We start from the raw sequence: 24988 nt of genomic DNA on the forward strand, positions 1-24988 counted from the left end.
CGCATGGTAACGAGGAGCGCTGTGGCTGAGTGCCACGGTCCGCTCCACAAGATCGTGGAGCCAGGGTAGGGGGCCCCGTCCGGGGGCTCGCCGCGACCCCGGCAAACGGTTCGGCCGGGGCGCCCGGGGCCACGTACCCTTGCCTGTTGTGCCGAACGCCAATGAAGACAATCCCAGCACCCTGAGCCAGGTGCAGCGCCGCGCGGTCAGCGAGCTGCTGCGGGTCTCGCCTGTCGCGGACGAACTCGCCCGCCGATTTCAGGAGGCCGGGTTCTCCCTCGCCCTGGTCGGTGGTTCGGTCCGGGACGCACTGCTCGGCCGGCTCGGCAACGATCTGGACTTCACCACCGACGCCCGCCCCGAGGACGTACTGAAGATCGTGCGCCCGTGGGCCGACGCGGTGTGGGAGGTGGGGATCGCCTTCGGCACCGTCGGCTGCCAGAAGAACGCCCGCGTCGGCGACGTCGACCAGAGCTTCCAGGTCGAGGTCACCACGTACCGCTCCGAGGCGTACGACCGCACCTCGCGCAAGCCCGAGGTGTCCTACGGCGATTCCATCGAGGAGGACCTCGTCCGCCGCGACTTCACCGTCAACGCGATGGCCGTCGCCCTCCCGGAGAAGGACTTCATCGACCCGCATGGAGGCCTCGACGACCTGGCGGCGCGCGTCCTGCGCACACCGGGCACGCCCGAGGAGTCCTTCTCCGACGATCCCCTGCGGATGATGCGGGCCGCGCGCTTCGCCGCCCAGCTCGACTTCGAGGTGGACCCCGGCGTCGTCGCCGCGATGAAGGCCATGGCCGGCCGGATCGAGATCGTCTCGGCGGAGCGTGTCCGGGACGAGCTGAACAAGCTGATCCTCTCGGCACACCCGCGCAAGGGCCTCACCCTGCTCGTCGACACCGGCCTGGCCGATCACGTCCTGCCCGAGCTGCCCGCGCTGCGTCTGGAGCGTGACGAGCACCACCGGCACAAGGACGTCTACGACCACTCGCTGATCGTGCTCGAACAGGCCATGGCGCTGGAGACCGACGGGCCTGACCTGACGCTGCGTCTCGCCGCTCTGCTGCACGACATCGGCAAGCCGCGCACGCGCCGCTTCGAGGACGACGGCCGCGTCTCCTTCCACCACCACGAGGTGGTCGGCGCAAAGATGGCGAAGAAGCGCATGACCGCGCTCAAGTACTCCAACGAGCTGGTCAAGGACGTCTCGCGCCTCGTCGAGCTGCACCTGCGCTTCCACGGTTACGGCACCGGCGAGTGGACGGACTCCGCTGTGCGCCGCTACGTGCGCGACGCGGGCCCGCTGCTGGAGCGGCTGCACAAGCTGACCCGGTCCGACTGCACGACACGCAACAAGCGCAAGGCCAACGCTCTGTCCCGCGCCTACGACGGTCTTGAGGAGCGTGTCGCCCGGCTGCAGGAGCAGGAGGAGCTGGACTCGATCCGTCCGGACCTCGACGGCAACCAGATCATGGAGATCCTGGGTATCAGGCCGGGCCCGGCCATCGGCCAGGCGTACAAGTTCCTGCTGGAGCTGCGCCTGGAGAACGGGCCGATGGAGCACGACGCGGCGGTGGCCGCTCTCAAGGAGTGGTGGGCCCAGCGCCCGCAGGACTGAGACGCGCACTGCGACGCGCACAACGCCGCTGGGGCTCTGTTTCACGTGAAACAGAGCCCCAGCGGCGTATACGGAAGATGCGGTGTTTCACGTGAAACACTGACCCGCCCGTATACGCCGACCCGCCCGTATACGTCGACCCGCCCATATACGTCGACCCGCCCGTCAAACACCGACCCGTCCGTCGGACGCAGCTCAGACCGCGTCCTTCACCCGCGGAGAGAAGCGGGCCATGACCAGTGCGACCGTTCCGTAGAGCCCCGCGACGAGTACGACCAAGGGGACGGAGCGGCCGTCGGCCGGGAGTATCAGCGCCGCGACGGCAGCCGCACCGACGAACGAGATGTTGAACAGCACGTCGTAGACGGAGAAGATCCGGCCGCGGAAGCCGTCGTCCACCGATGACTGCACGACCGTATCGGTGGCGATCTTCGCTCCCTGCGTGGTGAGACCCAGGACGAACGCGGCCACCAAGGTCGGAGCGGGGGCGAAGGGCAGGCCCAGGCCCAGTTCCAGCACGGCGGCCACTCCGGCGCAGACCACGATCCAGCCGCCCGCCCCGAAACGGCCCACGGCCATGGGGGTCACGACTGCCGCGACGAAGAACCCGGCCCCCGAGAGACCCACCGCGAGACCCAGCAGGGCCAGGCCGTCGGACTCCGTGGACGACCACGCGTACCGGCACAGCATCAGCACCATGACGAGCAGGGCGCCGTAGCAGAACCGCATCACCGTCATGGCGACCAGGGCGCGTGCCGCGGGCAGCCTGGAGGAGAGATGGCGTACGCCGGCGAGGAGATCCCGCGCGGTACCGGCCAGGGCGGTTCCGAGCCCGGGCCGCACCAGTTCCTGGTCCGGTCCGAGCAGGCGTATGTCCATGCGGAGCGAAGCGAGCGCGGCACAGAGATAGAGCGCCGCGGCGAGCAGCACGACCGCCGCGTCCGAGTCCGGCCCCAGGAGCCGCACGACGAAGGCCAGGCCGCCACCCAGAGTCGCGGCGAGCGTCCCGGCCGTCGGGGAGAGCGAGTTGGCCAGGACGAGGCGGTCGGCGTCCACGACCCGTGGCAACGCTGCCGAGAGCCCGGCCAGGACGAAGCGGTTGACCGCGGTGACGCAGAGAGCGGACGCGTAGAAAAGCCAGTCCGGTGCGTGGCTCAGCATGAGGGCGGCCGTCGCCGAAGCCAGCAGTACGCGCAGGAGGTTGCCGTGGAGAAAGACCTGCCGACGGCGCCAACGGTCCAGCAGAACGCCTGCGAACGGGCCTACGAGGGAGTACGGCAGCAGCAGAACGGCCATCGCCGAGGCGATGGCGGCGGGAGATGTCTGCTTCTCCGGGGAGAAAACGACGTACGTGGCGAGTGCGACCTGGTACACGCCGTCCGCGCCCTGGGAGAGCAGGCGCACCGCGAGCAGGCGCCGGAAGTCGCGCAGGTGCAACAGGACGCGCAGGTCACGGACGACAGCCATGGGCACAGCCTCACACACGGGCAAGGCCCCCGGACGCACGACGGGTGCGATCCGGGGGCCTGAAAGAACCCTCGAGCAGGCGCTGTTTCACGTGAAACAGCGCCGCGGGAGGAAGGTCAGCGCTCGACCTCGCCCCTGATGAACTTCTCGACGTTCTCGTAGGCCTCGTCGTCGAAGTACTGCACCGGCGGGGACTTCATGAAGTACGAGGACGCGGAGAGGATCGGGCCGCCGATACCGCGGTCCTTGGCGATCTTCGCGGCGCGCAGGGCGTCGATGATGACACCGGCGGAGTTCGGGGAGTCCCAGACCTCGAGCTTGTACTCAAGGTTCAGCGGGACCTCACCGAAGGCACGGCCCTCAAGGCGGACGTACGCCCACTTGCGGTCGTCGAGCCATGCGACGTAGTCGGACGGGCCGATGTGGACGTTCTTCTCGCCCAGCTCGCGGTCGCGGATCTGCGAGGTGACGGCCTGCGTCTTCGAGATCTTCTTCGACTCGAGGCGGTCGCGCTCCAGCATGTTCTTGAAGTCCATGTTGCCGCCGACGTTGAGCTGCATGGTGCGCTCAAGACGGACACCGCGGTCCTCGAACAGCTTCGCCATCACACGGTGCGTGATGGTCGCGCCGACCTGCGACTTGATGTCGTCGCCGACGATCGGGACGCCCGCCTCGGTGAACTTGTCCGCCCACTCCTTGGTGCCGGCGATGAAGACCGGAAGGGCGTTGACGAAGGCGACCTTGGCGTCGATGGCGCACTGGGCGTAGAACTTCGCCGCGTCCTCGGAACCCACGGGCAGGTAGCAGACGAGAACGTCGACCTGCTTGTCCTTGAGGATCTGGACAACGTCGACCGGGGCCTCGGCGGACTCCTCGATCGTCTCGCGGTAGTACTTGCCGAGCCCGTCGAGCGTGTGGCCACGCTGGACCTGGACGCCGGTGTTCGGCACGTCGCAGATCTTGATGGTGTTGTTCTCGGAGGCGCCGATGGCGTCCGCGAGGTCCAGACCGACCTTCTTCGCGTCGACGTCGAACGCGGCGACGAACTCGACGTCGCCGACGTGGTACTCGCCGAACTGGACGTGCATGAGGCCGGGGACCTTGGTCTCCGGGTCAGCGTCCTTGTAGAACTCGACGCCCTGCACCAACGAGGCGGCGCAGTTGCCCACGCCAACGATGGCTACGCGAACCGAACCCATTCCGGTTGCTCCCTGTGTGTACTGGTGAAGTCCTGACCGGACTTCACGTGGCGGTGTCGTCGGACGGATCCGGCCGGGTGCTGTCCCGGTGCCGGGGCAGGCCGCCCGTCTCTCCAGATGTGTCCTGCTGAGCTGCGTCCCCCGGGCCGGGCCTTCGCTGGTCACGGCCCGCGCGCTCGCTCTCGATGAGCTCGTTCAGCCAGCGCACTTCGCGCTCCACGGACTCCATGCCGTGTCGCTGGAGCTCGAGTGTGTAGTCGTCCAGACGCTCGCGGGTGCGGGCGAAGGAGAGGCGCATCTTCTCGAGTCGCTCCTCCAGCCGGCTGCGGCGGCCTTCGAGAACGCGCATGCGCACGTCGCGTGATGTCTGCCCGAAGAAGGCGAATCGCGCGGCGAAGTGCTCGTCCTCGTAGGCGTCGGGGCCGGTCTGCGAGAGCAGGTCCTCGAAGTGCTCCTTACCTTCTGCCGTCAGCCGGTAGACGATTTTCGCGCGACGCCCCGCGAGTGGAGCGGGGGCGTCGGCGGGGCCGGCACCCGGTTCCTCGATCAACCAGCCGTTGGTGACCAGCGTCTTGAGGCAGGGGTACAGCGTCCCGTAACTGAAGGCGCGGAAGACCCCCAGTGACGTATTGAGTCGTTTGCGCAGCTCATAGCCGTGCATCGGGGACTCGCGGAGCAGTCCGAGTACGGCGAACTCGAGGATGCCGGAACGTCGGCTCATCGTCGCCTCCTCTCTGTCGCGGTCCCTTGTATCGACTCTTTATGTCGTGCTGATGTATCGACTCGATACATCAGCACGATAGAACGACCCTGCGACCGCGACAAGGGGGATCAAAGTGAACGGCGTCACATCGCCGATTCATAGGATGCAACTTGCCTGATTTGGGGTGAACTTCGGCCCGCAGAGGGTTTTGGCGGTGCGTAGTCTGTCCGCCATGCAGACCGCCGGGAACCAAGTGACGCCGGGGGGCGTCGTTGCCCCGGGTGCAGTGCGGGTGAGTGCCGGGAATGGCACATCCGTATTTCGGGGGGACCGGAAACCAGACGCCGTTTCCAGGCGCGCCAGGCCGCGCCTGCCCGAGGAGTAGTCGTTCGATGAGCGAGCACCGTCGCAAACCGCCGCAGCCGCAGGGCGGCGGGCGCGCCGCGGCCCGTCGCGGAGCGTCAGGAGGACCGTCGGGCCGCCGCGCGGCACCGCGCGGCAATACCGCGTCACCCTCCGATTCCTACGAGGACCCGACCACGTCGGGCTCGTACGACGGCCCGCAGGAGGACCGCCCCTGGGGCGGCCGGGCGGAGGCCCGTCGGGCCGCCCAGCGCGGCAGCGGAGGAAGGCGCAGGGGCGCCCCCGAGGGGGGCGGCGCCGGCGGCGGAGGCCGACGCGGTGGTGGCGCACCGAGCGGCCCGGGACGCGGCAGGGGCCGTGGCTCAGGGCGTCCGCAGAAGAAGAGGTTCATCGACTACCCGCGCTCCGGCAAGTCCGGCCCCGCGCGTTTCGTGCCGTCGTGGAAGCAGGTCGCGGGCACCTGCTTCGGTTTCCTGTTCCTGGGGGTCGCGGCGTTCGGCATCGGTCTGTTGGTCGTGTCGGTGCCGATCGAGGCGCAGGCGGCCCAGGCCCAGTCGAACGTCTTCTACTGGGACGACAACACGCAGATGGCCGCGACAGGTGGCCAGCAGAACCGCCAGATCGTGCCGCTGGAGGACATTCCGAAGTCCATGCGCAACGCGGTGATCTCGGCGGAGAACGCCTCGTTCTATGACGACTCCGGCGTCGACCCCATGGGTATCGCGCGCGCGATGTTCAACATGGCGCGCGGTGGTCAGACGCAGGGCGGCTCGACCATCACCCAGCAGTACGTGAAGAACGCGATGCTGGACGACCAGTCCCAGTCGATCTCCCGTAAGGCCAAGGAACTCTTCATCTCGGTGAAGGTCGGCGCCACGGTCGACAAGGACGACATCCTCAAGGGCTACCTCAACACCGCGTACTTCGGTCGCAACGCCTACGGCATCCAGGCTGCCGCGCGGGCCTACTTCGACACCGAGTCCAGGAACCTCACGCCCGAGCAGAGCATCTTCCTCGCCTCGGTGCTCAAGGGCCCGAACCTCTACAACCCCGACGGCGGCATCGGCGACAACGCGACGCCGACCGCCAACCGGGCGCGTGCCGAGGCGCGCTGGAAGTGGATCGCCGACCGTGAGGTCGAGGTCGGGAAGATGTCGGAGGCCGAGCGCAGCGGCCTGAAGGGCTTCCCGAAGATCAAGAAGCAGAAGTCCGTCCTCTCGGGGCAGACCGGCTACCTGGTGGACATCGCCAAGGACTACGTCCTGAAGAAGAGCGGGATCGCCCCCGACGCCCTGGAGAAGGGCGGGTACAAGATCTATACGACCTTCAACAAGAAGAAGGTCGAACAGATGGAGAAGGCGGTCAAGGCCACCGAGGACAGCTTCCTCGATCCCGAGAAGCGCGCCAAGGACAAGTACGTGCAGTTCGGCGCCAGCTCGGTGGATCCGAACACCGGCAGGATCGTGGCGCTGTACGGCGGTGCGGGGTACGACAAGGACCACTACACGAACAACGCCAACACGGCGGGTGTACCGGTCGGCTCCACCTGGAAGCCCTTCGTCCTGGCCTCGGCGATGCAGTACGGCACGTACAAGTCGGGTGGGCAGCCGATCTCGCCGATGAGCCTGTACAACGGCAACGACCTCGTGGTGATCAAGGACCGCAACGGTGAGCCCATCCGAGCGGCCGACGGCACGCCGTTCCGGCAGAAGAACGAGAGCACCAGGGTGTGGGGCGACATCACCCTGCGCAAGGCCATGGAGCAGTCGGTCAACTCGCCGTTCGTCCAGCTCGGCATCGACGTGGGTCTGGACAAGACGCGCGACCTGGCCGAGAAGGCGGGCATCCTCGACACCAGCTTCGACCAGGGCAACCTGAACAACGCCTCCTTCTCCCTGGGTACGTCCACGCCGAGCGCCATCCGCATGGCCGACGCCTACGGTGCGTTCGCCGCGTCCGGCAAGCACTACGACCCGTACTCCGTGACCAAGGCAGTGGACAAGGACGGCCGCGAGCTTCCCGGGTTCGAGGAGCCGAAGCAGTCCAGGGCCATGGACGCGTCGGTGGCGGACAACGTCACCGATGTCCTGCAGAACGTGGTGAAGAACGGTACGGGTAAGAAGGTCGCGGACATCGGCTTCCCCGTCGCCGGCAAGACCGGTACGACGGACGAGAACAAGTCGGCCTGGTTCGTGGGCTACACCCCGGAACTCTCGACGGCCGTCACGCTGTTCCGTACCGACCCGCGGTCCAACGGCAGGAAGCTCCTGTCCATGAACGGCACGGGTGGGGTGCCCTCCATCCACGGTGGTGACATCCCGGCGCAGATCTGGAAGGACTACATGGCCGCCGCCCTGAAGGGCGTGGACCACAAGGACTTCCCCGAGCCCGAGAAGATCGGCGAGATCGTCGGCACCCCGACGCCGACCCCGACGCCGACCCCCACCCCGACCCCCACCCCGACCGAGACGGAGGAGGCCAAGCCCACCCCGAGCCCGACGCCGACGCCGACCCCGTCCGCCAGCGAGACGTGCAAGGCCTGGGACTGGGGCTGCAAGGACAACGGCGGCGTGGGCAACGGAGGAACCGACTCGGGTGGTACCACCGACGGCGGGGTGACCCCGTCGCCGACGGCGAGCGCCACCGACGGGAACGGGAATCCGAGAGGCAATGAGAACGGGGGCGGCGGCCTCTTCGGAGGGACGGGATAAGCCGCGCGAAGCAGCAGGCTGACGCCGCGGACCGAGGGCCGTCGCACCGACCGGGTGCGGCGGCCCTCGCCGTCTTCCCAGCCGCGTACGGCAGGATGTGCGGCATGCCCAGTGCAGAGACGACGCATGTGAACCGGTCGGAGCCGGAGCCGGTACGGCCGACCGGGGAGGACGAGGTCGCGGCGGCAGGCAGCGAACTCATCGGCGGCCCCTTGGGGCGCCGGGCACTGCTCGGCCGGTCATGGTGGAGCCCCGTGCGGGTCATCGCCCTGGTGATGCTCGGCATGTTCGCGCTCGGCATGATCCAGAAGTTCCCCTGCTACGACGGGTCCTGGTTCTACGGAGCGAGCTCCCAGTACACGCACGCCTGTTACTCGGACATCCCGCACCTCTACCAGGGACGCGGTTTCGCCGACGGCCTGGTGCCGTACTTCGACAAGCTGCCCGGCGACATGGAGTACCTGGAGTACCCGGTCCTCACCGGGGTCTTCATGGAGGTCGCCTCCTGGCTGACCCCGGGCAGCGGCACCATCCAGCACCAGGAACAGGTGTACTGGATGGTCAACGCCGGGATGCTGATGATCTGCGCCGTGGTCATCGCCGTCTGCGTCACCCGCACCCACCGCAGGCGCCCCTGGGACGGCCTCCTGGTCGCTCTGGCGCCCGCGTTCGCGCTGACCGCCACCATCAACTGGGATCTCTTCGCAGTGGCCCTCACAGCGGCCGCGATGCTGATGTGGTCACGTGGCCGCGCCCTCGCCTTCGGGGTGCTGCTCGGACTCGCGACCGCGGCGAAGCTCTACCCCTTCCTGCTGCTCGGTCCGCTGTTCGTGCTCTGCTGGCGGGCCGGGAAGCTGCGGTCGTTCGGCATCGCGACGATCGGCACGGTCGTCTCGTGGCTGGTGGTGAACCTGCCGGTGATGCTCCTCGCCCACGACGGCTGGTCGAAGTTCTACACGTTCAGCCAGGAACGCGGCGTCGACTTCGGCTCCTTCTGGCTGATCATCTCCCAGCACATGGATTCGCCCCTCGACACCGACGTCGTCAACACCCTGGCCACGGCCCTGATGGTGCTCGCCTGCCTCGGCCTCGCGGCCCTCACGCTGACCGCGCCGCGCCGTCCCCGGTTCGCGCAGTTGGCCTTCCTGGTCATCGCCGCCTTCATCCTCACCAACAAGGTCTACTCGCCCCAGTACGTACTGTGGCTGATTCCGCTCGCCGTCCTGGCGCGGCCGAAATGGCGGGACTTCCTGATCTGGCAGGCCTGCGAGGTCGCGTACTTCCTGGGGATCTGGCTCTACCTCGCCTACACGACCAGCGGCGACAAGCATCAGGGGCTGCCGACCGACGGCTACCAACTGGCGATCGGAGCCCATCTGGTGGGCACCTTGTACCTGTGCGCCGTCATCGTGCGCGACATCTGGATGCCTGACCGGGACGTCGTGCGCCGCTCCGGCGACGACGACCCGTCGGGCGGAGTGCTGGACGGCGCCGAGGACGTCTTCGTACTCGGCTACGCGGCCCATCCCCCGCGGCACGCGCACCATGGCGGTGAACTTCCACCGGTGAACTGGGGCAAGGAGCCCGACAGTTCACTGTGAGAGAACAAAGCGCCTGAAGGGAACGAAATCGGGGCCGGGCACATTAGGTGCCCGGCCCCGAACCGTACGTCTTCAGTAGATGCCGCTCAGCGGTCCACGAGCCGGTCGAACTGCGTCGTGGTGTGCCGCAGATGGGCCACGAGCTCCTCGCCGACCCTGGGTTCGGCGGCGTCCGACGGTACGAAGAGGATCGACACCTGCATGTGCGGCGGCTCGGCGAACCAGCGCTGCTTGCCGGACCAGACGAACGGCGCGAGGTTCCGGTTCACCGTCGCCAGGCCGGCGCGGGCGACGCCCTTGGCGCGCGGCATGACGCCGTGCAGCGCCTTCGGTGCCTCCAGACCCACGCCGTGCGACGTACCGCCCGCCACGACCACGAGCCAGCCGTCGGAGGCCGCCTTCTGCTGCCGGTAGCCGAACCGGTCGCCCTTCGAGACCCGCGTGACGTCCAGGACCGCACCGCGGTACTCGGTCGCGTCGTGGTCCCCCAGCCACAGCCGCGTACCGATCCGCGCGCGGAAGCGGGTCTGCGGGAACTGCTGTTGCAGTCGCGCCAGCTCATCGGCCTTGAGGTGGCTGACGAACATGGTGTGCAGCGGCAGCCGCGCCGCCCGCAGCCGGTCCATCCAGCCGATGACCTCCTCGACGGCGTCCGAGCCGTCGGTCCGGTCCAGCGGCAGGTGGATCGCGAAACCCTCCAGGCGTACGTCCTGGATGGCGTGCGCGAGCTGGGGCAGGTCCTGCTCGGTCACGCCGTGCCGCTTCATCGAGGACATGACCTCGATGACGACGCGGGCGCCGACGAGGCCGTGCACGCCGTCGACGGAGGAGACGGAGCGGATGACACGGTCGGGCAGCGGAACCGGTTCCTCGCCCCGCCGGAACGGGGTCAGGACCAGCAGATCACCGCTGAACCAGTCCTTGATCCGGGCGGCTTCGTAGGTGGTCCCGACGGCGAGGATGTCGGCGCCGAGGCGGGTGGCCTCCTCCGCGAGCCGTTCGTGGCCGAAGCCGTAACCGTTGCCCTTGCAGACGGGGACGAGCCCCGGAAACTGCTCGAGCACGTGCTTGTGGTGTGCCCGCCAGCGCGCGGTGTCGACGTAGAGCGTGAGCGCCATGGCCGGTCCCGGAACCTTTCTCGTGGCTGCGGTGAAGCAGAGGTGTGGAGAGACGTTGGAGCTACGTGAATTGTGCCGGGTCCGCGAGCGAAGCGGAGCGGGTGTGCCGGGACGGGCCCACAGGGACACCGTGCCCGGCCCACAGTCAGCGTCGCGACATGTAGATGTCGAGCGCCTTGTGCAGCAGCTTGTTGAGCGGGAAGTCCCACTCACCGAGGTACTCGGCGGCCTCGCCGCCCGTGCCGACCTTGAACTGGATCAGGCCGAAGAGGTGATCGGTCTCGTCGAGCGAGTCACTGATGCCGCGCAGGTCGTAGACGGTGGCGCCGAGCGCGTAGGCGTCCCGCAGCATCCGCCACTGCATCGCGTTCGAGGGCCGGACCTCGCGGCCGATGTTGTCCGAGGCGCCGTAGGAGTACCAGACGTGCCCACCGACGACGAGCATCGTCGCCGCCGACAGGTTCACCCCGTCGTGCCGCGCGAAGTACAGCCGCATGCGGTTGGGGTCCTCGGAGTTCAGCGCCGTCCACATGCGCTGGAAGTACGAGAGCGGACGCGGCCGGAAGTGGTCGCGCACCGCCGTGATCTCGTACAGGCGCTGCCATTCCTCCAGGTCCTGGTAACCGCCCTGGACGACCTCGACACCGGCCTTCTCGGCCTTCTTGATGTTGCGGCGCCACAACTGGTTGAAGTTCTTGTGGACCTCTTCCAGGGAGCGGTTCGCGAGCGGCACCTGGAAGACGTAGCGCGGCTGTACGTCGCCGAAGCCGGCGCCGCCGTCCTCGCCCTGCTGCCAGCCCATCTTGCGCAGCTTGTCGGCGACCTCGAAGGCGCGGGGCTCGATGAAGTCGGCCTCGATGTCGCGCAGCCGCTTCACGTCCGGGTCCTGGATGCCCTTCTTGATCGATGGGGCCTCCCAGCGCCGGATGACGACGGGCGGACCCATCTTCACGGAGAACGCGCCCTGCTGCTTCAGGTGCGCGAGCATCGGGCGCAGCCAGTCGTCCAGGTTGGGCGCGTACCAGTTGATGACCGGGCCCTCGGGGAGGTACGCCAGGTATCGCTTGATCTTGGGGAGCTGGCGGTACAGGACGAGGCCGGCGCCGACCATCTCGCCGGTCCTGTCGTCGAACCAGCCCATGTTCTCGGAGCGCCACTCCGCCTTCACATCTGCCCAGGCCGGGACCTGCATGTGGCTAGCCGCGGGCAGACTCTGGATGTACGCCAGATGCTGCTCTCGGCTGATGGTCCTCAGGGTCAGGCTCATTCGGGGCGCTCCTCGGGCTGGTGTGTCCCCATGGGTACAGGGGCTCCGGCTCTCGCGCGAAGCCTACTGCGCCCTGGGAGCGCCCCGACTGGCCGTATGGGAGGTCGGGCCCCTTGGGGGTGCTGACCTCAGCCGATGACGCCTCCGAAGAGGCCGCCATGGGCCATTCCGATGAAGAAGCCGACCGCCGCGGCCCCGAGGCCGAGGATCAGGGCGAAGCGCTCCCGGGTCGTCTCCGAGACGAACTGCCCGTAGGCGCCCGTCAGGATCCCGACGAGGCCGGTCCAGGAACTCAGGAGATGGAGGCCGCTCCAGATCGACGTGACGGCGGCGATCACTCCGAGCACCACGGTCACGGCGACCAGGGTGTCGGGGAGCGGATGGGACTTGCCGTCCGAGGCGAAGAGGGAGCCTGCGCTGGTGCTGTTCGGTCGCATTGCATGTGCCATGAGGCACCTCCTGCGGAAGGCGGCGCATCGTAGCGCCGTACACACCCGACGTATACAGATTGTGGACCTCTGCTGCCGGATTTCAACCGGAAGCCGGGGTGCGGGTAGTCTGTACCGTCTGCATCAGTGTCTGCCCATGTCCCGGCAAGGGGCAAGTACCCCCTGACCCGCGGTTCTCCTTCGGAGGGCCCGATTGTCAGTGGTGGCCGATACCGTTGCGTACGCATAACAACCCTCCTGCCACGGAACGACCGTGGCCGCTGAGTCCAAAGGAGGTGGGTTCCACATGCGTCACTACGAAGTGATGGTCATCCTCGACCCCGATCTCGAAGAGCGCGCTGTCTCCCCGCTGATCGAGAACTTCCTCTCCGTCGTCCGTGAGGGCAACGGAAAGGTCGAGAAGGTCGACACCTGGGGCCGTCGTCGTCTGTCCTACGAGATCAAGAAGAAGCCCGAGGGCATCTACTCGGTCATCGACCTCCAGGCCGAGCCTGCGGTCGTCAAGGAGCTCGACCGACAGATGAACCTGAACGAGTCGGTCCTCCGGACCAAGGTCCTCCGTCCCGAGACCCACTGAACCTCCTGGTTCAGCGGTATCCGGGATCCGAGTAGCAGCAAGCAGTCCGCAGCAAACCCGCCGAGAGGTACCCCATGGCAGGCGAGACCGTCATCACGGTCGTCGGCAATCTTGTCGACGACCCCGAGCTGCGCTTCACCCCCTCCGGTGCGGCGGTCGCGAAGTTCCGTGTCGCGTCCACCCCCCGCACCTTCGACCGGCAGACCAACGAGTGGAAGGACGGCGAGAGCCTGTTCCTGACCTGCTCGGTCTGGCGTCAGGCGGCGGAGAACGTCGCGGAGTCGCTCCAGCGAGGCATGCGCGTCATCGTGCAGGGCCGGCTGAAGCAGCGGTCCTACGAGGACCGTGAGGGCGTCAAGCGCACGGTCTACGAGCTGGACGTCGAGGAAGTCGGCGCCAGCCTGAAGAACGCCACGGCCAAGGTCACCAAGACCACCGGTCGAGGTGGCCAGGGTGGTTACGGCGGCGGTGGCGGCCAGCAGGGCGGCGGCTGGAGCGGTGGCTCCGGCGGCGGTCAGCCGCAGGGCGGCGGCGGTGCTCCCGCCGACGACCCGTGGGCGACCGGTACGCCGGCCGGCGGCGGCCAGCAGCAGGGCGGCGGCGGTGGCGGCTGGGGCGGAAGCTCCGGCGGCTCCGGCGGCGGCTACTCGGACGAGCCCCCCTTCTAAGCCTCCGGGCCTTCGGGCCAGGGGCCGAGGGTGGGCCGTACCCCCACTTCTTGATCACACAGGAGATACACCATGGCGAAGCCGCCTGTGCGCAAGCCGAAGAAGAAGGTCTGCGCTTTCTGCAAGGACAAGGTCACGTACGTGGACTACAAGGACACGAACATGCTGCGGAAGTTCATTTCCGACCGCGGCAAGATCCGTGCCCGCCGCGTGACCGGCAACTGCACGCAGCACCAGCGTGACGTCGCCACGGCCGTGAAGAACAGCCGTGAGATGGCGCTGCTGCCCTACACGTCCACCGCGCGATAAGGAAAGGGTGACCGAACAATGAAGATCATCCTGACCCACGAGGTCTCTGGCCTCGGCACCGCCGGCGACGTCGTCGACGTCAAGGACGGGTACGCCCGCAACTACCTGGTCCCGCGTGGTTTCGCGATCCGCTGGACCAAGGGTGGCGAGCAGGACGTGGCGCAGATCCGCCGCGCCCGCAAGATCCACGAGATCGCCACGATCGAGCAGGCCAACGAGATCAAGGCCAAGCTCGAGAGCGTGAACGTCCGTCTGGCCGTCCGCTCCGGCGACGCCGGTCGTCTCTTCGGTTCCGTCACCCCGGCCGACGTCGCTTCGGCGATCGAGGCTGCCGGTGGTCCGAAGATCGACAAGCGTCGTGTCGAGCTGGGCTCGCCGATCAAGACGCTGGGCGCGCACGAGACGTCCGTGCGTCTGCACCCCGAGGTTGCCGCCAAGGTCAACGTCGAGGTCGTCGCTGCCTGAGCCCTGCCCTGAGCAGAGCTGAAGCACATGTGGGGCCGCATCCTTCGGGGTGCGGCCCCACACGCTTGCGGTCCTGGTGTGTCGCGTCGTCGTGGCGCGGTTTCACGTGAAACAACGCGCGTCTCGCGCCGGTGTCAACGAGTCGCGCCCGTGACGGCCCAACGGCCCGAGCGGTAGCGCACCCAGAGCGTCACCATGCGCACCGCCATCATCAGCGTCATGGCGCCCCACAGTGCCGTGAGCCCGCCACCGAGGGACGGCACCAGCAGGGCCACCGGGGTGAAGACCGCCAGAGTGACGAGCATGGCCCCGGCCAGGTACGGTCCGTCGCCCGCGCCCATGAGGACGCCGTCGAGGACGAACACGATGCCGCAGATGGGCTGGGACAGAGCCACCACGATCAACGCGAGCAGAGCCGCGTCCTGAACGGTCGGATCGCTCGTGAACAGCGGGACGTACAGGGGACGCGCCGCGATGACCAGCACGGCGAGGACCACTCCGGCGGAGATTCCCCACTGGACCATGCGCCGGCAGACGTCACGTGCGCCCGGGGCGTCGTCGGCGCCGAGGTAGCGGCCGATGATGGCCTGACCGGCGATGGCGATGGCGTCGAGGGCGAAGGACAGCAGGTTCCACAGGGACAGGATGATCTGGTGCGCGGCCACGTCGGCGTCGCCGAGCCGGGCTGCGACGGCTGTGGCGATCATCAGGATCGCGCGCAGGGAGAGTGTACGGACGAGCAGTGGCACTCCGGCCTGGGCGGAGGCGCGGATGCCCGCGGCGTCGGGGCGCAGGGAAGCGCCGTGGCGGCGGGCTCCTCGGACGACCACCACCAGGTAGACAGCGGCCATGCCCACTTGGGCGATGACGGTGCCCCAGGCGGAACCGGCGATGCCGAGATCGGCGCCGTAGACCAGCCCGGCGTTGAGCGCGCCGTTGGCGACGAAGCCGCCGATGGCGACGTACAGGGGCGTCTTCGTGTCCTGGAGACCACGGAGAATGCCGGTGGCGGCCAGGACGACGAGCATGGCGGGGATGCCGAGCAGCGAGATGCGGAGATACGTCACCGCGTACGGCGCGGCGGTGTCGGAGGCGCCGAACAGCTCGATGAGGGACGGGGCCGTGGGCAGGACGACCGCGATGACGGCGGCGCCGAGCAGAATGGCGAGCCAGATCCCGTCCATGCCTTGTTGGATCGCCGCGCGCAGATCACCGGAGCCGACCCGGCGTGCGACGGTGGCCGTGGTCGCGTAGGCGAGGAAGACGAAGACGCTGACGGCGGTCGTGAGGAGGGCCGAGGCGATGGCGAGCCCGGCCAGTTGTGACGTGCCGAGGTGGCCGACGATGGCGCTGTCGGCCATGAGGAAGAGGGGCTCCGCGACGAGCGCGCCGAAGGCGGGAACGGCGAGGGTGATGATCTCGCGGTCGTGTTGTCGCCGACTCGCTCTGGGCGTCGCGGAAGCCTGTGTCATGGGCACCAATCTAATCTTCCACAGGTAAGAGATTCAATGCCGTCGAGACCCTTACCTGGGAGGGGGTCGGACGTGGGGGCGAACCGGGCTTGTGAAGAAGTTGGGCCGACCGGGAAACTTTTTCTTCTGCACAGCCGGTGGATGGCATTTCCGCAGGTGAGCAGGGGTGTTCAGCGATACGTGAGGGCTTGTTCACAGGACTGTCCACCGGGTCGTGCACAGGTTTGGCCGACTTCTCCACAGCGAGAGGCCCGTCATCCACACCGCCTGTGGATAACCAGATTGGCTGACGGTGCCGACAGGCCTACCGTGGGGCGGCGCCCACCGCGTCGTCCGGTCCCGAAACCTTGCGGAACCGACGCGTCAGAACCGGAATCGGGCCCCCGTATTTGTCAGTGTCGTGCCGTAGCAATGAGTGGCACGGCGAGGTCCGCTCGGCGGACGGGAGGAGGTGGCCCGGTGAGTATCTCCGAGCCCTTGGACGACCCCTGGGCCGACAGCGGTCCCAGTGACCGTCTTCCCCCTTCCCGGCAGAGCCGTGGTGGTGGTCGCGGCCAGAGCGACGAGCACGAGCGGGGGCGGGAGGGGGGCGTCTGGGACGACGGTCCGGCCACCTTCGAGCGCGTCCCGCCGCAGGATCTGGACGCCGAGCAGTCGGTGCTCGGTGGCATGCTCCTGTCCAAGGACGCGATCGCCGATGTGGTCGAGGTTCTCAAGGGTGCCGACTTCTACAAGCCCGCTCACGAGACGATCTTCCAGGCGATCCTCGACGTCTACGCCAAGGGCGAGCCCGCCGACCCCATCACCATCGCCGCCGAACTCACCAAGCGCGGTGAGATCAACAAGGTCGGCGGCGCATCGTATCTGCACACCCTCGTCCAGACGGTCCCGACCGCGGCGAACGCCGAGTACTACGCCGAGATCGTGCACGAGCGGGCCGTGTTGCGGCGCCTCGTCGAGGCGGGCACGCGCATCACGCAGATGGGGTACGCGGCGGACGACGACGTCGACGAGATCGTCAACAGGGCACAGGCGGAGATCTACGCGGTCACCGAGCAGCGCACCAGCGAGGACTATCTCCCGCTCGGCGACATCATGGAGAGCGCCCTCGACGAGATCGAGGCGATCGGCTCACGCAGCGGCGAGATGACCGGCGTCCCGACCGGCTTCACGGACTTCGACTCGCTGACCAACGGCCTGCACCCCGGCCAGATGATCGTCATTGCGGCCCGTCCCGCCATGGGTAAGTCCACGCTCGCCCTCGACTTCGCGCGAGCGGCGTCGATCAAGCACAACCTGCCCAGCGTCATCTTCTCCCTGGAGATGGGGCGCAACGAGATCGCGATGCGTCTGCTGTCGGCCGAGGCGCGGGTGGCTCTGCACCACATGCGGTCCGGCACGATGACGGACGAGGACTGGACACGGCTCGCGCGCCGGATGCCCGAGGTCTCGGCCGCGCCGCTCTACATCGACGACTCGCCGAACCTGTCGATGATGGAGATCCGCGCGAAGTGCCGCCGCCTCAAGCAGCGCAACGACATCAAGCTCGTGATCATCGACTATCTGCAACTGATGCAGGCTGGCGGATCGAAGCGGTCCGAGAGCCGTCAGCAAGAGGTGTCGGACATGTCCCGAAACCTCAAGCTCCTGGCCAAGGAGCTGGAGGTCCCGGTGATCGCGCTCTCCCAGTTGAACCGTGGTCCCGAACAGCGCACGGACAAGAAACCGATGGTCTCCGACCTGCGTGAGTCCGGCTCCATCGAGCAGGACGCCGACATGGTCATCCTGCTGCACCGCGAGGACGCCTACGAGAAGGAGTCACCGCGCGCGGGCGAGGCCGACATCATCGTCGGCAAGCACCGTAACGGCCCGACGGCCACGATCACGGTCGCGTTCCAGGGCCACTACTCGCGCTTCGTGGACATGGCACAGACCTGACCGGGCGGGCGCCGGGCCTCGGATGGCGCGGGGTGGGCCCGGCTCCGATGGCACATCGGCGGTGCGGGACCTCGGGCAAGCGCTGTTCGCACGCGCGGAACGCGGCCGGTCCACTACTCGGACGAGTAAGGCACCTGGTTCTACTTCGAGGTCGACGCCGAAGGCCGGGTGACCGGGCAGGTCGAACTCGGAGGGAGCGGCCCGAGGCCCGTCGACGCGTCGACCAGAGTCGTGGTCAGCCGCGGGTGAAATCGGTCGACGTGGCTCTGTGGGCAGGGTGGACTGGGTGCATGACGACACCCTCGGAGCTGTTGCCCGCCACTCGCCGTGCCCTCCTGCATCGCATCGCCGTCGCGCAGCGCGAGGGGCGGGCGCCCTCCCTCGTCGCCGCGGTGGCCCGTGACGGGGAGCTGGTGTGGACCGGCTCGCGCACCTCGGTGGACGGGCACGGGCCCGACGAGAACGTGCAGTACCGGATCGGTTCGATCACGAAGACCTTCACCGCCGTGCTCGTACTGCGGTTGCGCGACGAGGGGCTGCTCGACCTGGGTGACCCCTTGGAGAAGTACCTCCCCGGGACAGGGGTCGGAGAGGTCACCATCGCGGAACTCCTCGCGCACACCGGCGGATTGGCGGCCGAGACGCCCGGCGAGTGGTGGGAGCGCTCGTCCGCCGCGCTCCGCCCCACCCTCGCCGATGTCCTGGGCGAGCAGCCCTTCCGTCATCCGGTCGGTCGCCGTCACCACTACTCCAACCCCGGTTACACGTTGCTGGGCTCGCTGGTGGCGGCGGTGCGTGGTGTGAGCTGGGAGGAGGCGCTGCGCGGCGAGATCCTCGAACCGCTCGGTCTGAGCCGGACCAGCGTGAAGGCCGAGGCCCCGCACGCCGGAGGCTGGGCCGTGCATCCGTACGCCGATGTGCTGCTGCCGGAGCCCAATGAGGACCTCGGCCTGATGGCGCCCGCCGGTCAACTGTGGTCCACCACAGGCGACCTGGCGGCCTTCGGTGCGTTTCTCCTCACGGGCGACGATCGCGTACTGAGTGCGGAGTCCGTACGGGAGATGCGGACGCCGGCGGCACCGACCCTGCCGGGCGACTGGGACGCCGCGTACGGACTGGGCATGCAGGTACTGCGGCGGGAGGGAAGGACCCTGGCAGGACACACGGGGTCGTTGCCGGGATTCGTGGCGGGGCTGTGGCTGAACGAGGAGGACGGGCTGGTCTCCGTCACGCTGACCAACTGCACGTCGGGGCTGCCCGCTGCCACGGTCGCCGCCGACCTCCTGGAGATCGTCGCCGAGGCCGAACCGCGGATCCCCGAGCCCTGGCGCCCCCTGCCCGAGGTCGACGCCGCGGTACTGGGCCTCGCGGGGCCCTGGTACTGGGGGACGCAGATCGTCGCCCTGCGTCTGACGGCCCACGGCGGGGTGGAGTTGGGGCCCGCGGCCGGCGGTGGGCGCCGCTCCCGGTTCCGGAAGAACGGCGACGGCACCTGGACCGGCCTGGACGGCTACTACGCGGGGGAGGTGCTTCGGGTGGTGCGTCGGCACGACGGCTCGGTGAGCCATCTGGACCTCGGGTCGTTCGTCTTCACCCGCACGCCCTATGGGGTGGACGCCCCGGTACCCGGAGGGGTCGACCCGGAGGGATGGCGGGGCCTGCCGCAGTAGCCGGGCGTCTCGCTGTTTCACGTGAAACCGGAGCCACCCGGCAGCGCCGCGGGCTCCGGTCGGTCACAGCGCCAGCTTGAATCCCACGTGGGAGGCCGTGAACCCCAGCCGCTCATAGAAGCGGTGAGCATCGGTGCGGGTCGCGTCCGACGTCAGTTGCACCAACTGGCAGTCCTGGCGCCGTGATTCCTCGATGGCCCACTCGATGAGCCGGGTCCCAAGGCCACTGCCGCGCTCGTCGGCGTGGATGCGTACGCCCTCGATGATCGACCGGGTGGCCCCCTTCCGGGAGAGGCCCGGGACGACGGTGAGCTGAAGAGTGCCGACGACACGGCCCTGACGGACCGCGACGACGAGGTGCTGGTTCGGATCGGCGGACAGCCGTGCCTGGGCGGCGAGATACGGCGTGAGGTCGTCCGGCGACTCCCGTCGCGCGCCGAGCGGATCGTCCGCCAGCATCGCGACGATCGCCGGGACGTCCTCAGCCGACGCCGCTCTTATCTCAAGATCTTCCATGGCCGCAGCCTAGGCCGGATGTCCCGGCCGGTGGGCCTGGTCAGGCCGGAACGTGCAGCGCTTCGACGGCCCGGACGAGCGGGGCGAGTTCCGGGTTCTCGGCCGCGGCGTCCAGAGCCTCGCGCAGCGCTGTCTCGTTGGTGGGGCGCGCTTCCTCAAGGAGCGCGAGGCCCGCGTCGGAGACGTTCGTGTAGATGCCGCGCCGGTCTGTGGGGCACAGGTAGCGCAGCAGCAGCCCGCGATCCTCCAGCCGCGTCACCAGGCGGGTGGTGGCGCTCTGGCTGAGCACGACCGCGTCGGCGACCTGCTTCATCTGAAGGTGACCGCCCTCTCCGTCGTGCTGTCGGCTCAGGACGTCGAGCAGGGAGTACTCACGCACGCTGAGATCGTGCTTGGCCTGGAGGGCGCGCTCGATGTGCCCCTCGATCTTCCCGTGAAGCAGGGAAAGCGCGCACCAGCCCTGTGAGAGGGCAGTGAGTGCGGGGTCTGTCGCGGTCATGGCTCGTGGATCCTCCGTCCCGGAGCGGCTGCCCCCAGGGTAGTCGATCCATGAAACTGCCCGCGCTTGCAATTAACCAGCGTCTGCAACTATTGTGAGGTCTCGTAAAACGCACCCGCAACAACCTGGAAGGTGAACCCCCATGCCTCTCGCGCTGCTCGCCCTCGCGATCGGGGCCTTCGGGATCGGAACCACCGAATTCGTGATCATGGGCCTGCTCCCTGAGGTCGCGGGTGACTTCGGCGTCTCCATCCCTACGGCCGGTTTCCTCGTGACCGGCTATGCCCTCGGCGTCATGTTCGGCGCCCCCCTCATGACCGTCCTCGGCACCCGAATCCCGCGTAAGCGCATGCTGATGCTGCTGATGGGCCTCTTCATCGCCGGCAACCTGCTCTCCGCCGTCGCACCCGTCTTCGCCGTGATGCTGGTCGGCCGAGTGGTCGCCTCGCTCGCCCACGGTGCCTTCTTCGGCATCGGCGCCGTCGTCGCGGCCGAGCTGGTCGCCCCGCAGAAGAAGGCCGGTGCGATCGCCATGATGTTCACCGGCCTGACCGTCGCCAACGTCGTCGGTGTCCCGCTCGGCACCTTCGTCGGCCAGTCCGCCGGCTGGCGCGTCACCTTCACGCTGGTCGCCGCGCTCGGTGTCCTCGGGCTCGTCGGCATCGCCAAGCTCGTGCCGGATCTGCCCAAGCCCGCAGGCGTCCAGCTCCGTCATGAACTGGCCGCGTTCAAGAACGTCCAGGTCCTGCTCGCCATGGCGATGACCGTGCTCGGCTTCGGTGGCGTCTTCGCGGCCATCACCTACATCGCGCCGATGATGACGCACGTCACCGGTTTCGCCGACGCCTCGGTGACCTGGCTGCTCGTCCTCTTCGGTCTCGGCATGGTCGGCGGCAATCTCGTCGGCGGCAAGTTCGCCGACCGTGCCCTGATGCCGATGCTGTACGTCTCTCTGAGCGCTCTCGCGGTCGTCCTCGGCCTCTTCACGGTCACCGCGCACAACAAGGCCCTTGCCACCCTCAGCATCGTGCTGATCGGCGCCTTCGGCTTCGCGACCGTTCCGCCGCTCCAGAAGCGGGTCCTCGATCAGGCCTCCGGCGCGCCCACGCTCGCCTCCGCCGTCAACATCGGCGCCTTCAACCTCGGCAACGCACTCTCCGCCTGGCTCGGCGGCCTGGTGATCTCCGCGGGCCTCGGCTACACCGCCCCGAACTGGGTCGGCGCGGTGCTCGCCGCGAGCGCCCTCGTCCTGGCCGTCGTGTCCGCTGCGCTGGAGCGCCGCACTCCGACGCCGAGCCCGGTCGTCACCGGTGCCGAGCAGCGGCACGCCGAGCCGGTCCACCACTGACGGGCCCCCGAGGCAGGCGGGACCCGCGCCCGCCCGCCGCCCCGACCGAACACACCAAGCACCCCTCGCTACACGCACCACCCCGCAAGGAGCACCCCATGAGCACCACCACCGCTGTCGCCCCGCTGACCATCCAGGACGCCGAGACGCTCGTCGATGCCGCCCGCCGGGCCGCGGAGACCACCGGGGTCGCCGTCAGCGTCACCGTTCTCGACGCCGGTGGTCAGCTCCTCGCGTTCCGCCGTGACGACCGCGCCGTCCTCATCTCCGGCGAGACGAGCACCCGCAAGGCGTACACCGCTCTGCAGTTGGACGCGCCGACGGCCGAACTCGTCGACCTGGTCAAGCCCGACGGCCCCTTCCACAGCCTGCCCACCGCCCTCGACAGGCCGCTGCTGTTCATCGCGGGCGGCGTGCCGGTCCACCGCGACGGCCGGCTCATCGGCGCGATCGGTGTCGGCGGCGGCGCCCCCGACGAGGACCACGGCTTCGCCACGAGCGCCGTGAACTCGCTCGTCTGACAGGCGTGTACGCCGACGGGCCCGCCTCCGAGAAGTCGCAGCAGAGCGGCGCTCGGGGCGGGCCCGGCACCATGTCTCAGCCGGCCGCGACCGTCAGCGGGGCGAAGCGGCGGGTCCAGTCACCGGGGAGATCCGGGGCGCCGTAGTTCATCACCGCGTTGAGGGCGAGACCTTCGAGACCGCGCTCCTTGAGCCAGGCCAGCAGTTCCTCGTGACGTACGTCGACATCGGTGCGCAGGGGCCGGTCCGTGCCCGCCGCGAGACCCGCGACCAGAGCCTTGGCGGTCTCGGTGTCACGGGCGACCAGGGGGCCGACGACGTGGGTCTCCATATTGGGCCAGGCGGCGGCGTAACCGATGAGCACGCCACCCTCCTCGGCCACGCGTAGCTGGTCCGAGAAGGCGGGAAGGCGGGCGATGATGTGCGTGCGGTCGGTGCCGAACACCTCGGCGTCCAGGCGGAGAATGGCCGACAGGTCCTCGGCGGTGGCCGGGCGCGTGGCCACCACCGAGGGTGTGCCCCCGTCGATGAACCGCCCGCGCACCATCTCACTCCGCCCGGCGAGCTTGAAGCCCAGCTCCTCGTAGAGCGGCTGCCCGTACGGTGTCGCGTACAGGGTCAGCGGTGTCGTGCCCGCCCGCTCGACGACGTGGCGCATCAGGCGTCTGCCGACCCCTCGGCGCGCGTACCGTTCGGCGACCAGGACCATGCCGATCGCGCCGAGTTCGGGTTGCTCCCGGGGGCCGTACTCGGTCACCACGCAGGCGGCGACCAGTCCGCCGTCAGGGTCGTCGATGCCGTGGCCGGTACCGGCGGCGAGCAGCAGGCCCCATTTGTGTTCCTCGCGGGGCCAGCCCCGGTTCTCGGAGAGGTCGGCGCACGCGCGCACATCACGCGGGGTGAGACGGCGGATGGGCAGATCGGAGAGGGAAGGTGTCGACACGCAGGTCAGGCTGTCGGACTCGGCAGGGTGGCGTCCACCGCTTTCACGGGAGTGGTCCGGTGGTTTCGGCCACGTCCGGTCGCGTCCCGGGTGAGGACGGGCCGAGCCCGACGCCACGGACGCCGTGTTTCACGTGAAACACAGGGGCGGGACCGCGGGCGGTCCACAGGCCGCAGCAGCCTAACCAGACGGAAAGATCGAAGACCCGGGCTTTCCGGTTCGTGTTCGACACACCGGGATCCGACGGCACGCTGCGACGAGGGGACTGCACGCAGGCCGACCAGAGATGTTCGAGGCGAGGCAGCACATGGACGCTCCGATCACGACATCGGCCGCTCCCGGCCCGGAGGGTGCGGACGGCTGGTTCACCCCGCACATCGGCAGCCGGACACCTCCGCCCCGCCCCACAGCGGGGCCCGGACCGGCAGCGTCCGTACGGGAGAACGCCTCGCCCGAAGCGCTCCTCGTCCGCCGCACGATGGACGAGGTCGGCCCCGTCGCCGACGGCTTCACCTCGTACTTCTACGCGCTCCTGTTCGTCCGCCACCCCGAGTTGCGCCCTCTGTTCCCCGCCGCGATGGACGCACAGCGTGACCGGCTCCTCAGAGCGCTGCTGACGGCGGTGGAGCACATCGACGACAAGCTCGTCCTGGTGCCCTACCTGAAGAACCTGGGCCGCGGTCACCGCAAGTACGGCACGCGGCCCGAGCACTACCCGGCCGTCGGCGAATGCCTCATCGCGGCGCTCAGCAGATACGCCGCGGCGACCTGGGACGCGCGGACCGAGGCCGCATGGGTGCGTACCTATACGACGATCTCGCAGGTCATGATCGACGCGGCTGCCGAGGACGAGCTGAAGGCCCCCGCCTGGTGGCTGTCGGAGATCGTGGCGCACGAGCCGCGCACGGCCGACATCGCGGTCGTCACCGTCCGGCCCGAGCAGCCGTACCCGTTCCTGGCCGGTCAGTACACGACGCTGGAGACGCCGTGGTGGCCGAGGATCTGGCGGCACTACTCGTTCGCGGCTGCGCCCCGGCCGGACGGGTTGCTGTCGTTCCACGTGAAGGCCGTCGCGGCCGGCTGGGTCTCCCACGCCCTGGTCCACCGTGCCCGCCCCGGTGACGTGGTGCGGCTCGGCCCGCCCGCCGGGTCCATGACCGTCGACCACAGCACCGACAGCGGTCTCCTCTGTCTGGGCGGCGGCACCGGCATCGCCCCCATCAAAGCGCTTGTCGAGGACGTCGCCCAGCACGGGAAACGGCGGCCGGTCGAGGTGTTCTACGGCGCCCGCACCGACCAGGACCTGTACGACATCGACACGATGTTGCGGCTCCAGCGGAGCCATCCCTGGCTAGCGGTGCGCCCGGTCATCGACCAGTGGGCCCGCCGCCGGCTCCCGGACGCCGTGCGGGAGTACGGCCCGTGGAACGAGTACGACGCCTATCTGTCCGGTCCACCGGGCATGATCCGCAACGGCGTCGACGCCCTGCGCGACCTCGGCGTCCCGGTCGACCGGATCCGCCACGACGTGGTGGAGGACCAGGCCGCCGCCGCGCACTGACC

22 protein-coding genes are annotated in these 24988 nt (G+C 68.8%); 12 read left to right on the forward strand and 10 right to left on the reverse strand.

What is annotated here, in order from left to right:
* The first annotated feature begins 148 nt into the window (after positions 1-148).
* Entirely contained in the window at positions 149-1621 is a 1473-nt protein-coding gene (locus tag ACIRF8_RS24745) for a CCA tRNA nucleotidyltransferase (protein WP_404217746.1), read from the forward strand.
* A 195-nt stretch (positions 1622-1816) separates the two neighbouring features.
* On the opposite strand, the gene ACIRF8_RS24750 is transcribed toward ACIRF8_RS24745, so the two are convergent.
* The 3 genes from ACIRF8_RS24750 to ACIRF8_RS24760 form a co-directional block, all read right to left on the reverse strand.
* On the reverse strand, positions 1817-3088 hold the full coding sequence (locus tag ACIRF8_RS24750) for an MFS transporter (RefSeq protein ID WP_404217748.1): 1272 nt from the start codon (positions 3086-3088) through the stop codon (positions 1817-1819).
* A gap of 116 nt (positions 3089-3204) precedes the next feature.
* The gene (locus ACIRF8_RS24755; protein ID WP_404217750.1) at positions 3205-4287 is read right to left on the reverse strand and encodes an inositol-3-phosphate synthase; all 1083 of its coding nucleotides are present in this window, start codon (positions 4285-4287) and stop codon (positions 3205-3207) included.
* A 43-nt stretch (positions 4288-4330) separates the two neighbouring features.
* Positions 4331-5008 (reverse strand): helix-turn-helix transcriptional regulator, encoded by a 678-nt coding sequence (locus ACIRF8_RS24760; protein WP_404217752.1) that lies wholly within the window; start codon positions 5006-5008, stop codon positions 4331-4333.
* 374 nt (positions 5009-5382) lie between these two features.
* Between ACIRF8_RS24760 and ACIRF8_RS24765 the strand changes: the two genes are divergently transcribed.
* Entirely contained in the window at positions 5383-8064 is a 2682-nt protein-coding gene (locus ACIRF8_RS24765; protein ID WP_404217754.1) for a transglycosylase domain-containing protein, read from the forward strand.
* A gap of 95 nt (positions 8065-8159) precedes the next feature.
* Positions 8160-9665 carry a glycosyltransferase family 87 protein gene (locus ACIRF8_RS24770; RefSeq protein ID WP_404217756.1) on the forward strand — a complete coding sequence of 502 codons (1506 nt, stop codon included), beginning with the start codon at positions 8160-8162 and terminating at the stop codon, positions 9663-9665.
* A gap of 86 nt (positions 9666-9751) precedes the next feature.
* Here the strand turns inward: ACIRF8_RS24770 and ACIRF8_RS24775 are convergent, their stop codons facing one another.
* From ACIRF8_RS24775 to ACIRF8_RS24785, 3 genes are all read right to left on the reverse strand, one after another.
* A complete protein-coding gene (locus tag ACIRF8_RS24775) occupies positions 9752-10783 on the reverse strand; it encodes an alanine racemase (RefSeq protein ID WP_404217758.1) in 1032 nt (343 codons plus the stop codon).
* A gap of 145 nt (positions 10784-10928) precedes the next feature.
* Positions 10929-12050 carry a peptidoglycan bridge formation glycyltransferase FemX gene (femX, locus tag ACIRF8_RS24780; RefSeq protein WP_404217760.1) on the reverse strand — a complete coding sequence of 374 codons (1122 nt, stop codon included), beginning with the start codon at positions 12048-12050 and terminating at the stop codon, positions 10929-10931.
* A 128-nt stretch (positions 12051-12178) separates the two neighbouring features.
* Positions 12179-12499: a hypothetical protein gene (locus tag ACIRF8_RS24785; protein WP_404217763.1), complete on the reverse strand. Its 321-nt coding sequence runs from the start codon at positions 12497-12499 to the stop codon at positions 12179-12181.
* 286 nt (positions 12500-12785) lie between these two features.
* Between ACIRF8_RS24785 and rpsF the strand changes: the two genes are divergently transcribed.
* The 4 genes from rpsF to rplI all read left to right on the forward strand — a co-directional run bounded on the left by rpsF (position 12786) and on the right by rplI (position 14518).
* Positions 12786-13076, forward strand: a complete 291-nt coding sequence (gene rpsF / locus ACIRF8_RS24790; RefSeq protein WP_006604399.1) for a 30S ribosomal protein S6 — start codon at positions 12786-12788, stop codon at positions 13074-13076.
* A gap of 74 nt (positions 13077-13150) precedes the next feature.
* Positions 13151-13744, forward strand: coding sequence for a single-stranded DNA-binding protein (locus tag ACIRF8_RS24795; RefSeq protein WP_404217765.1), 594 nt, complete (start codon positions 13151-13153; stop codon positions 13742-13744).
* Between the two features lie 72 nt (positions 13745-13816).
* The gene (rpsR, locus tag ACIRF8_RS24800) at positions 13817-14053 is read left to right on the forward strand and encodes a 30S ribosomal protein S18 (protein ID WP_003949403.1); all 237 of its coding nucleotides are present in this window, start codon (positions 13817-13819) and stop codon (positions 14051-14053) included.
* Positions 14054-14071: 18 nt separating this feature from the next.
* Positions 14072-14518 carry a 50S ribosomal protein L9 gene (gene rplI / locus ACIRF8_RS24805; RefSeq protein ID WP_404217767.1) on the forward strand — a complete coding sequence of 149 codons (447 nt, stop codon included), beginning with the start codon at positions 14072-14074 and terminating at the stop codon, positions 14516-14518.
* A 134-nt stretch (positions 14519-14652) separates the two neighbouring features.
* Here the strand turns inward: rplI and ACIRF8_RS24810 are convergent, their stop codons facing one another.
* Complete coding sequence (locus tag ACIRF8_RS24810) at positions 14653-15990, reverse strand: MATE family efflux transporter (RefSeq protein ID WP_404217769.1); 1338 nt, start codon at positions 15988-15990, stop codon at positions 14653-14655.
* Positions 15991-16449: 459 nt separating this feature from the next.
* Between ACIRF8_RS24810 and dnaB the strand changes: the two genes are divergently transcribed.
* Together dnaB and ACIRF8_RS24820 are read left to right on the forward strand one after the other, a co-directional pair.
* On the forward strand, positions 16450-17928 hold the full coding sequence (gene dnaB, locus ACIRF8_RS24815; RefSeq protein WP_404217771.1) for a replicative DNA helicase: 1479 nt from the start codon (positions 16450-16452) through the stop codon (positions 17926-17928).
* Positions 17929-18218: 290 nt separating this feature from the next.
* The gene (locus tag ACIRF8_RS24820; protein WP_404217773.1) at positions 18219-19598 is read left to right on the forward strand and encodes a serine hydrolase domain-containing protein; all 1380 of its coding nucleotides are present in this window, start codon (positions 18219-18221) and stop codon (positions 19596-19598) included.
* 63 nt (positions 19599-19661) lie between these two features.
* Here the strand turns inward: ACIRF8_RS24820 and ACIRF8_RS24825 are convergent, their stop codons facing one another.
* Complete coding sequence (locus ACIRF8_RS24825; RefSeq protein ID WP_404217775.1) at positions 19662-20114, reverse strand: GNAT family N-acetyltransferase; 453 nt, start codon at positions 20112-20114, stop codon at positions 19662-19664.
* A gap of 40 nt (positions 20115-20154) precedes the next feature.
* Positions 20155-20613, reverse strand: coding sequence for a MarR family winged helix-turn-helix transcriptional regulator (locus ACIRF8_RS24830; protein ID WP_404217778.1), 459 nt, complete (start codon positions 20611-20613; stop codon positions 20155-20157).
* Positions 20614-20755: 142 nt separating this feature from the next.
* Between ACIRF8_RS24830 and ACIRF8_RS24835 the strand changes: the two genes are divergently transcribed.
* On the forward strand, positions 20756-21961 hold the full coding sequence (locus ACIRF8_RS24835; protein ID WP_404217780.1) for an MFS transporter: 1206 nt from the start codon (positions 20756-20758) through the stop codon (positions 21959-21961).
* A 98-nt stretch (positions 21962-22059) separates the two neighbouring features.
* Positions 22060-22482: a heme-binding protein gene (locus ACIRF8_RS24840; RefSeq protein WP_404217783.1), complete on the forward strand. Its 423-nt coding sequence runs from the start codon at positions 22060-22062 to the stop codon at positions 22480-22482.
* A gap of 76 nt (positions 22483-22558) precedes the next feature.
* Here the strand turns inward: ACIRF8_RS24840 and ACIRF8_RS24845 are convergent, their stop codons facing one another.
* Positions 22559-23425 carry a GNAT family N-acetyltransferase gene (locus tag ACIRF8_RS24845; protein WP_404217786.1) on the reverse strand — a complete coding sequence of 289 codons (867 nt, stop codon included), beginning with the start codon at positions 23423-23425 and terminating at the stop codon, positions 22559-22561.
* Between the two features lie 307 nt (positions 23426-23732).
* On the opposite strand from ACIRF8_RS24845, the gene ACIRF8_RS24850 reads away from it, so the two are divergent.
* Positions 23733-24986 carry a globin domain-containing protein gene (locus ACIRF8_RS24850; RefSeq protein ID WP_404217788.1) on the forward strand — a complete coding sequence of 418 codons (1254 nt, stop codon included), beginning with the start codon at positions 23733-23735 and terminating at the stop codon, positions 24984-24986.
* Positions 24987-24988: the final 2 nt, after the last annotated feature.

The sequence above is a fragment of the Streptomyces sp. NPDC102406 genome (assembly GCF_044765725.1).
Lineage (GTDB): Bacteria > Actinomycetota > Actinomycetes > Streptomycetales > Streptomycetaceae > Streptomyces.

Excerpts from the sequence above, each read along its gene's own strand:
- ACIRF8_RS24785 (WP_404217763.1), bottom strand. The coding sequence starts at position 12,499 with ATGGCACATGCAATGCGACCGAACAGCACCAGCGCAGGCTCCCTCTTC.
- ACIRF8_RS24820 (WP_404217773.1), top strand. The coding sequence starts at position 18,219 with ATGACGACACCCTCGGAGCTGTTGCCCGCCACTCGCCGTGCCCTCCTG.
- ACIRF8_RS24750 (WP_404217748.1), bottom strand. The coding sequence starts at position 3,088 with ATGGCTGTCGTCCGTGACCTGCGCGTCCTGTTGCACCTGCGCGACTTC.
- rplI (WP_404217767.1), top strand. The coding sequence starts at position 14,072 with ATGAAGATCATCCTGACCCACGAGGTCTCTGGCCTCGGCACCGCCGGC.
- ACIRF8_RS24775 (WP_404217758.1), bottom strand. The coding sequence starts at position 10,783 with ATGGCGCTCACGCTCTACGTCGACACCGCGCGCTGGCGGGCACACCAC.
- ACIRF8_RS24825 (WP_404217775.1), bottom strand. The coding sequence starts at position 20,114 with ATGGAAGATCTTGAGATAAGAGCGGCGTCGGCTGAGGACGTCCCGGCG.
- ACIRF8_RS24795 (WP_404217765.1), top strand. The coding sequence starts at position 13,151 with ATGGCAGGCGAGACCGTCATCACGGTCGTCGGCAATCTTGTCGACGAC.
- ACIRF8_RS24830 (WP_404217778.1), bottom strand. The coding sequence starts at position 20,613 with ATGACCGCGACAGACCCCGCACTCACTGCCCTCTCACAGGGCTGGTGC.
- ACIRF8_RS24755 (WP_404217750.1), bottom strand. The coding sequence starts at position 4,287 with ATGGGTTCGGTTCGCGTAGCCATCGTTGGCGTGGGCAACTGCGCCGCC.
- rpsR (WP_003949403.1), top strand. The coding sequence starts at position 13,817 with ATGGCGAAGCCGCCTGTGCGCAAGCCGAAGAAGAAGGTCTGCGCTTTC.
- ACIRF8_RS24850 (WP_404217788.1), top strand. The coding sequence starts at position 23,733 with ATGGACGCTCCGATCACGACATCGGCCGCTCCCGGCCCGGAGGGTGCG.
- ACIRF8_RS24810 (WP_404217769.1), bottom strand. The coding sequence starts at position 15,990 with ATGACACAGGCTTCCGCGACGCCCAGAGCGAGTCGGCGACAACACGAC.
- ACIRF8_RS24760 (WP_404217752.1), bottom strand. The coding sequence starts at position 5,008 with ATGAGCCGACGTTCCGGCATCCTCGAGTTCGCCGTACTCGGACTGCTC.
- ACIRF8_RS24840 (WP_404217783.1), top strand. The coding sequence starts at position 22,060 with ATGAGCACCACCACCGCTGTCGCCCCGCTGACCATCCAGGACGCCGAG.
- femX (WP_404217760.1), bottom strand. The coding sequence starts at position 12,050 with ATGAGCCTGACCCTGAGGACCATCAGCCGAGAGCAGCATCTGGCGTAC.
- ACIRF8_RS24765 (WP_404217754.1), top strand. The coding sequence starts at position 5,383 with ATGAGCGAGCACCGTCGCAAACCGCCGCAGCCGCAGGGCGGCGGGCGC.
- ACIRF8_RS24770 (WP_404217756.1), top strand. The coding sequence starts at position 8,160 with ATGTGCGGCATGCCCAGTGCAGAGACGACGCATGTGAACCGGTCGGAG.
- rpsF (WP_006604399.1), top strand. The coding sequence starts at position 12,786 with ATGCGTCACTACGAAGTGATGGTCATCCTCGACCCCGATCTCGAAGAG.
- ACIRF8_RS24835 (WP_404217780.1), top strand. The coding sequence starts at position 20,756 with ATGCCTCTCGCGCTGCTCGCCCTCGCGATCGGGGCCTTCGGGATCGGA.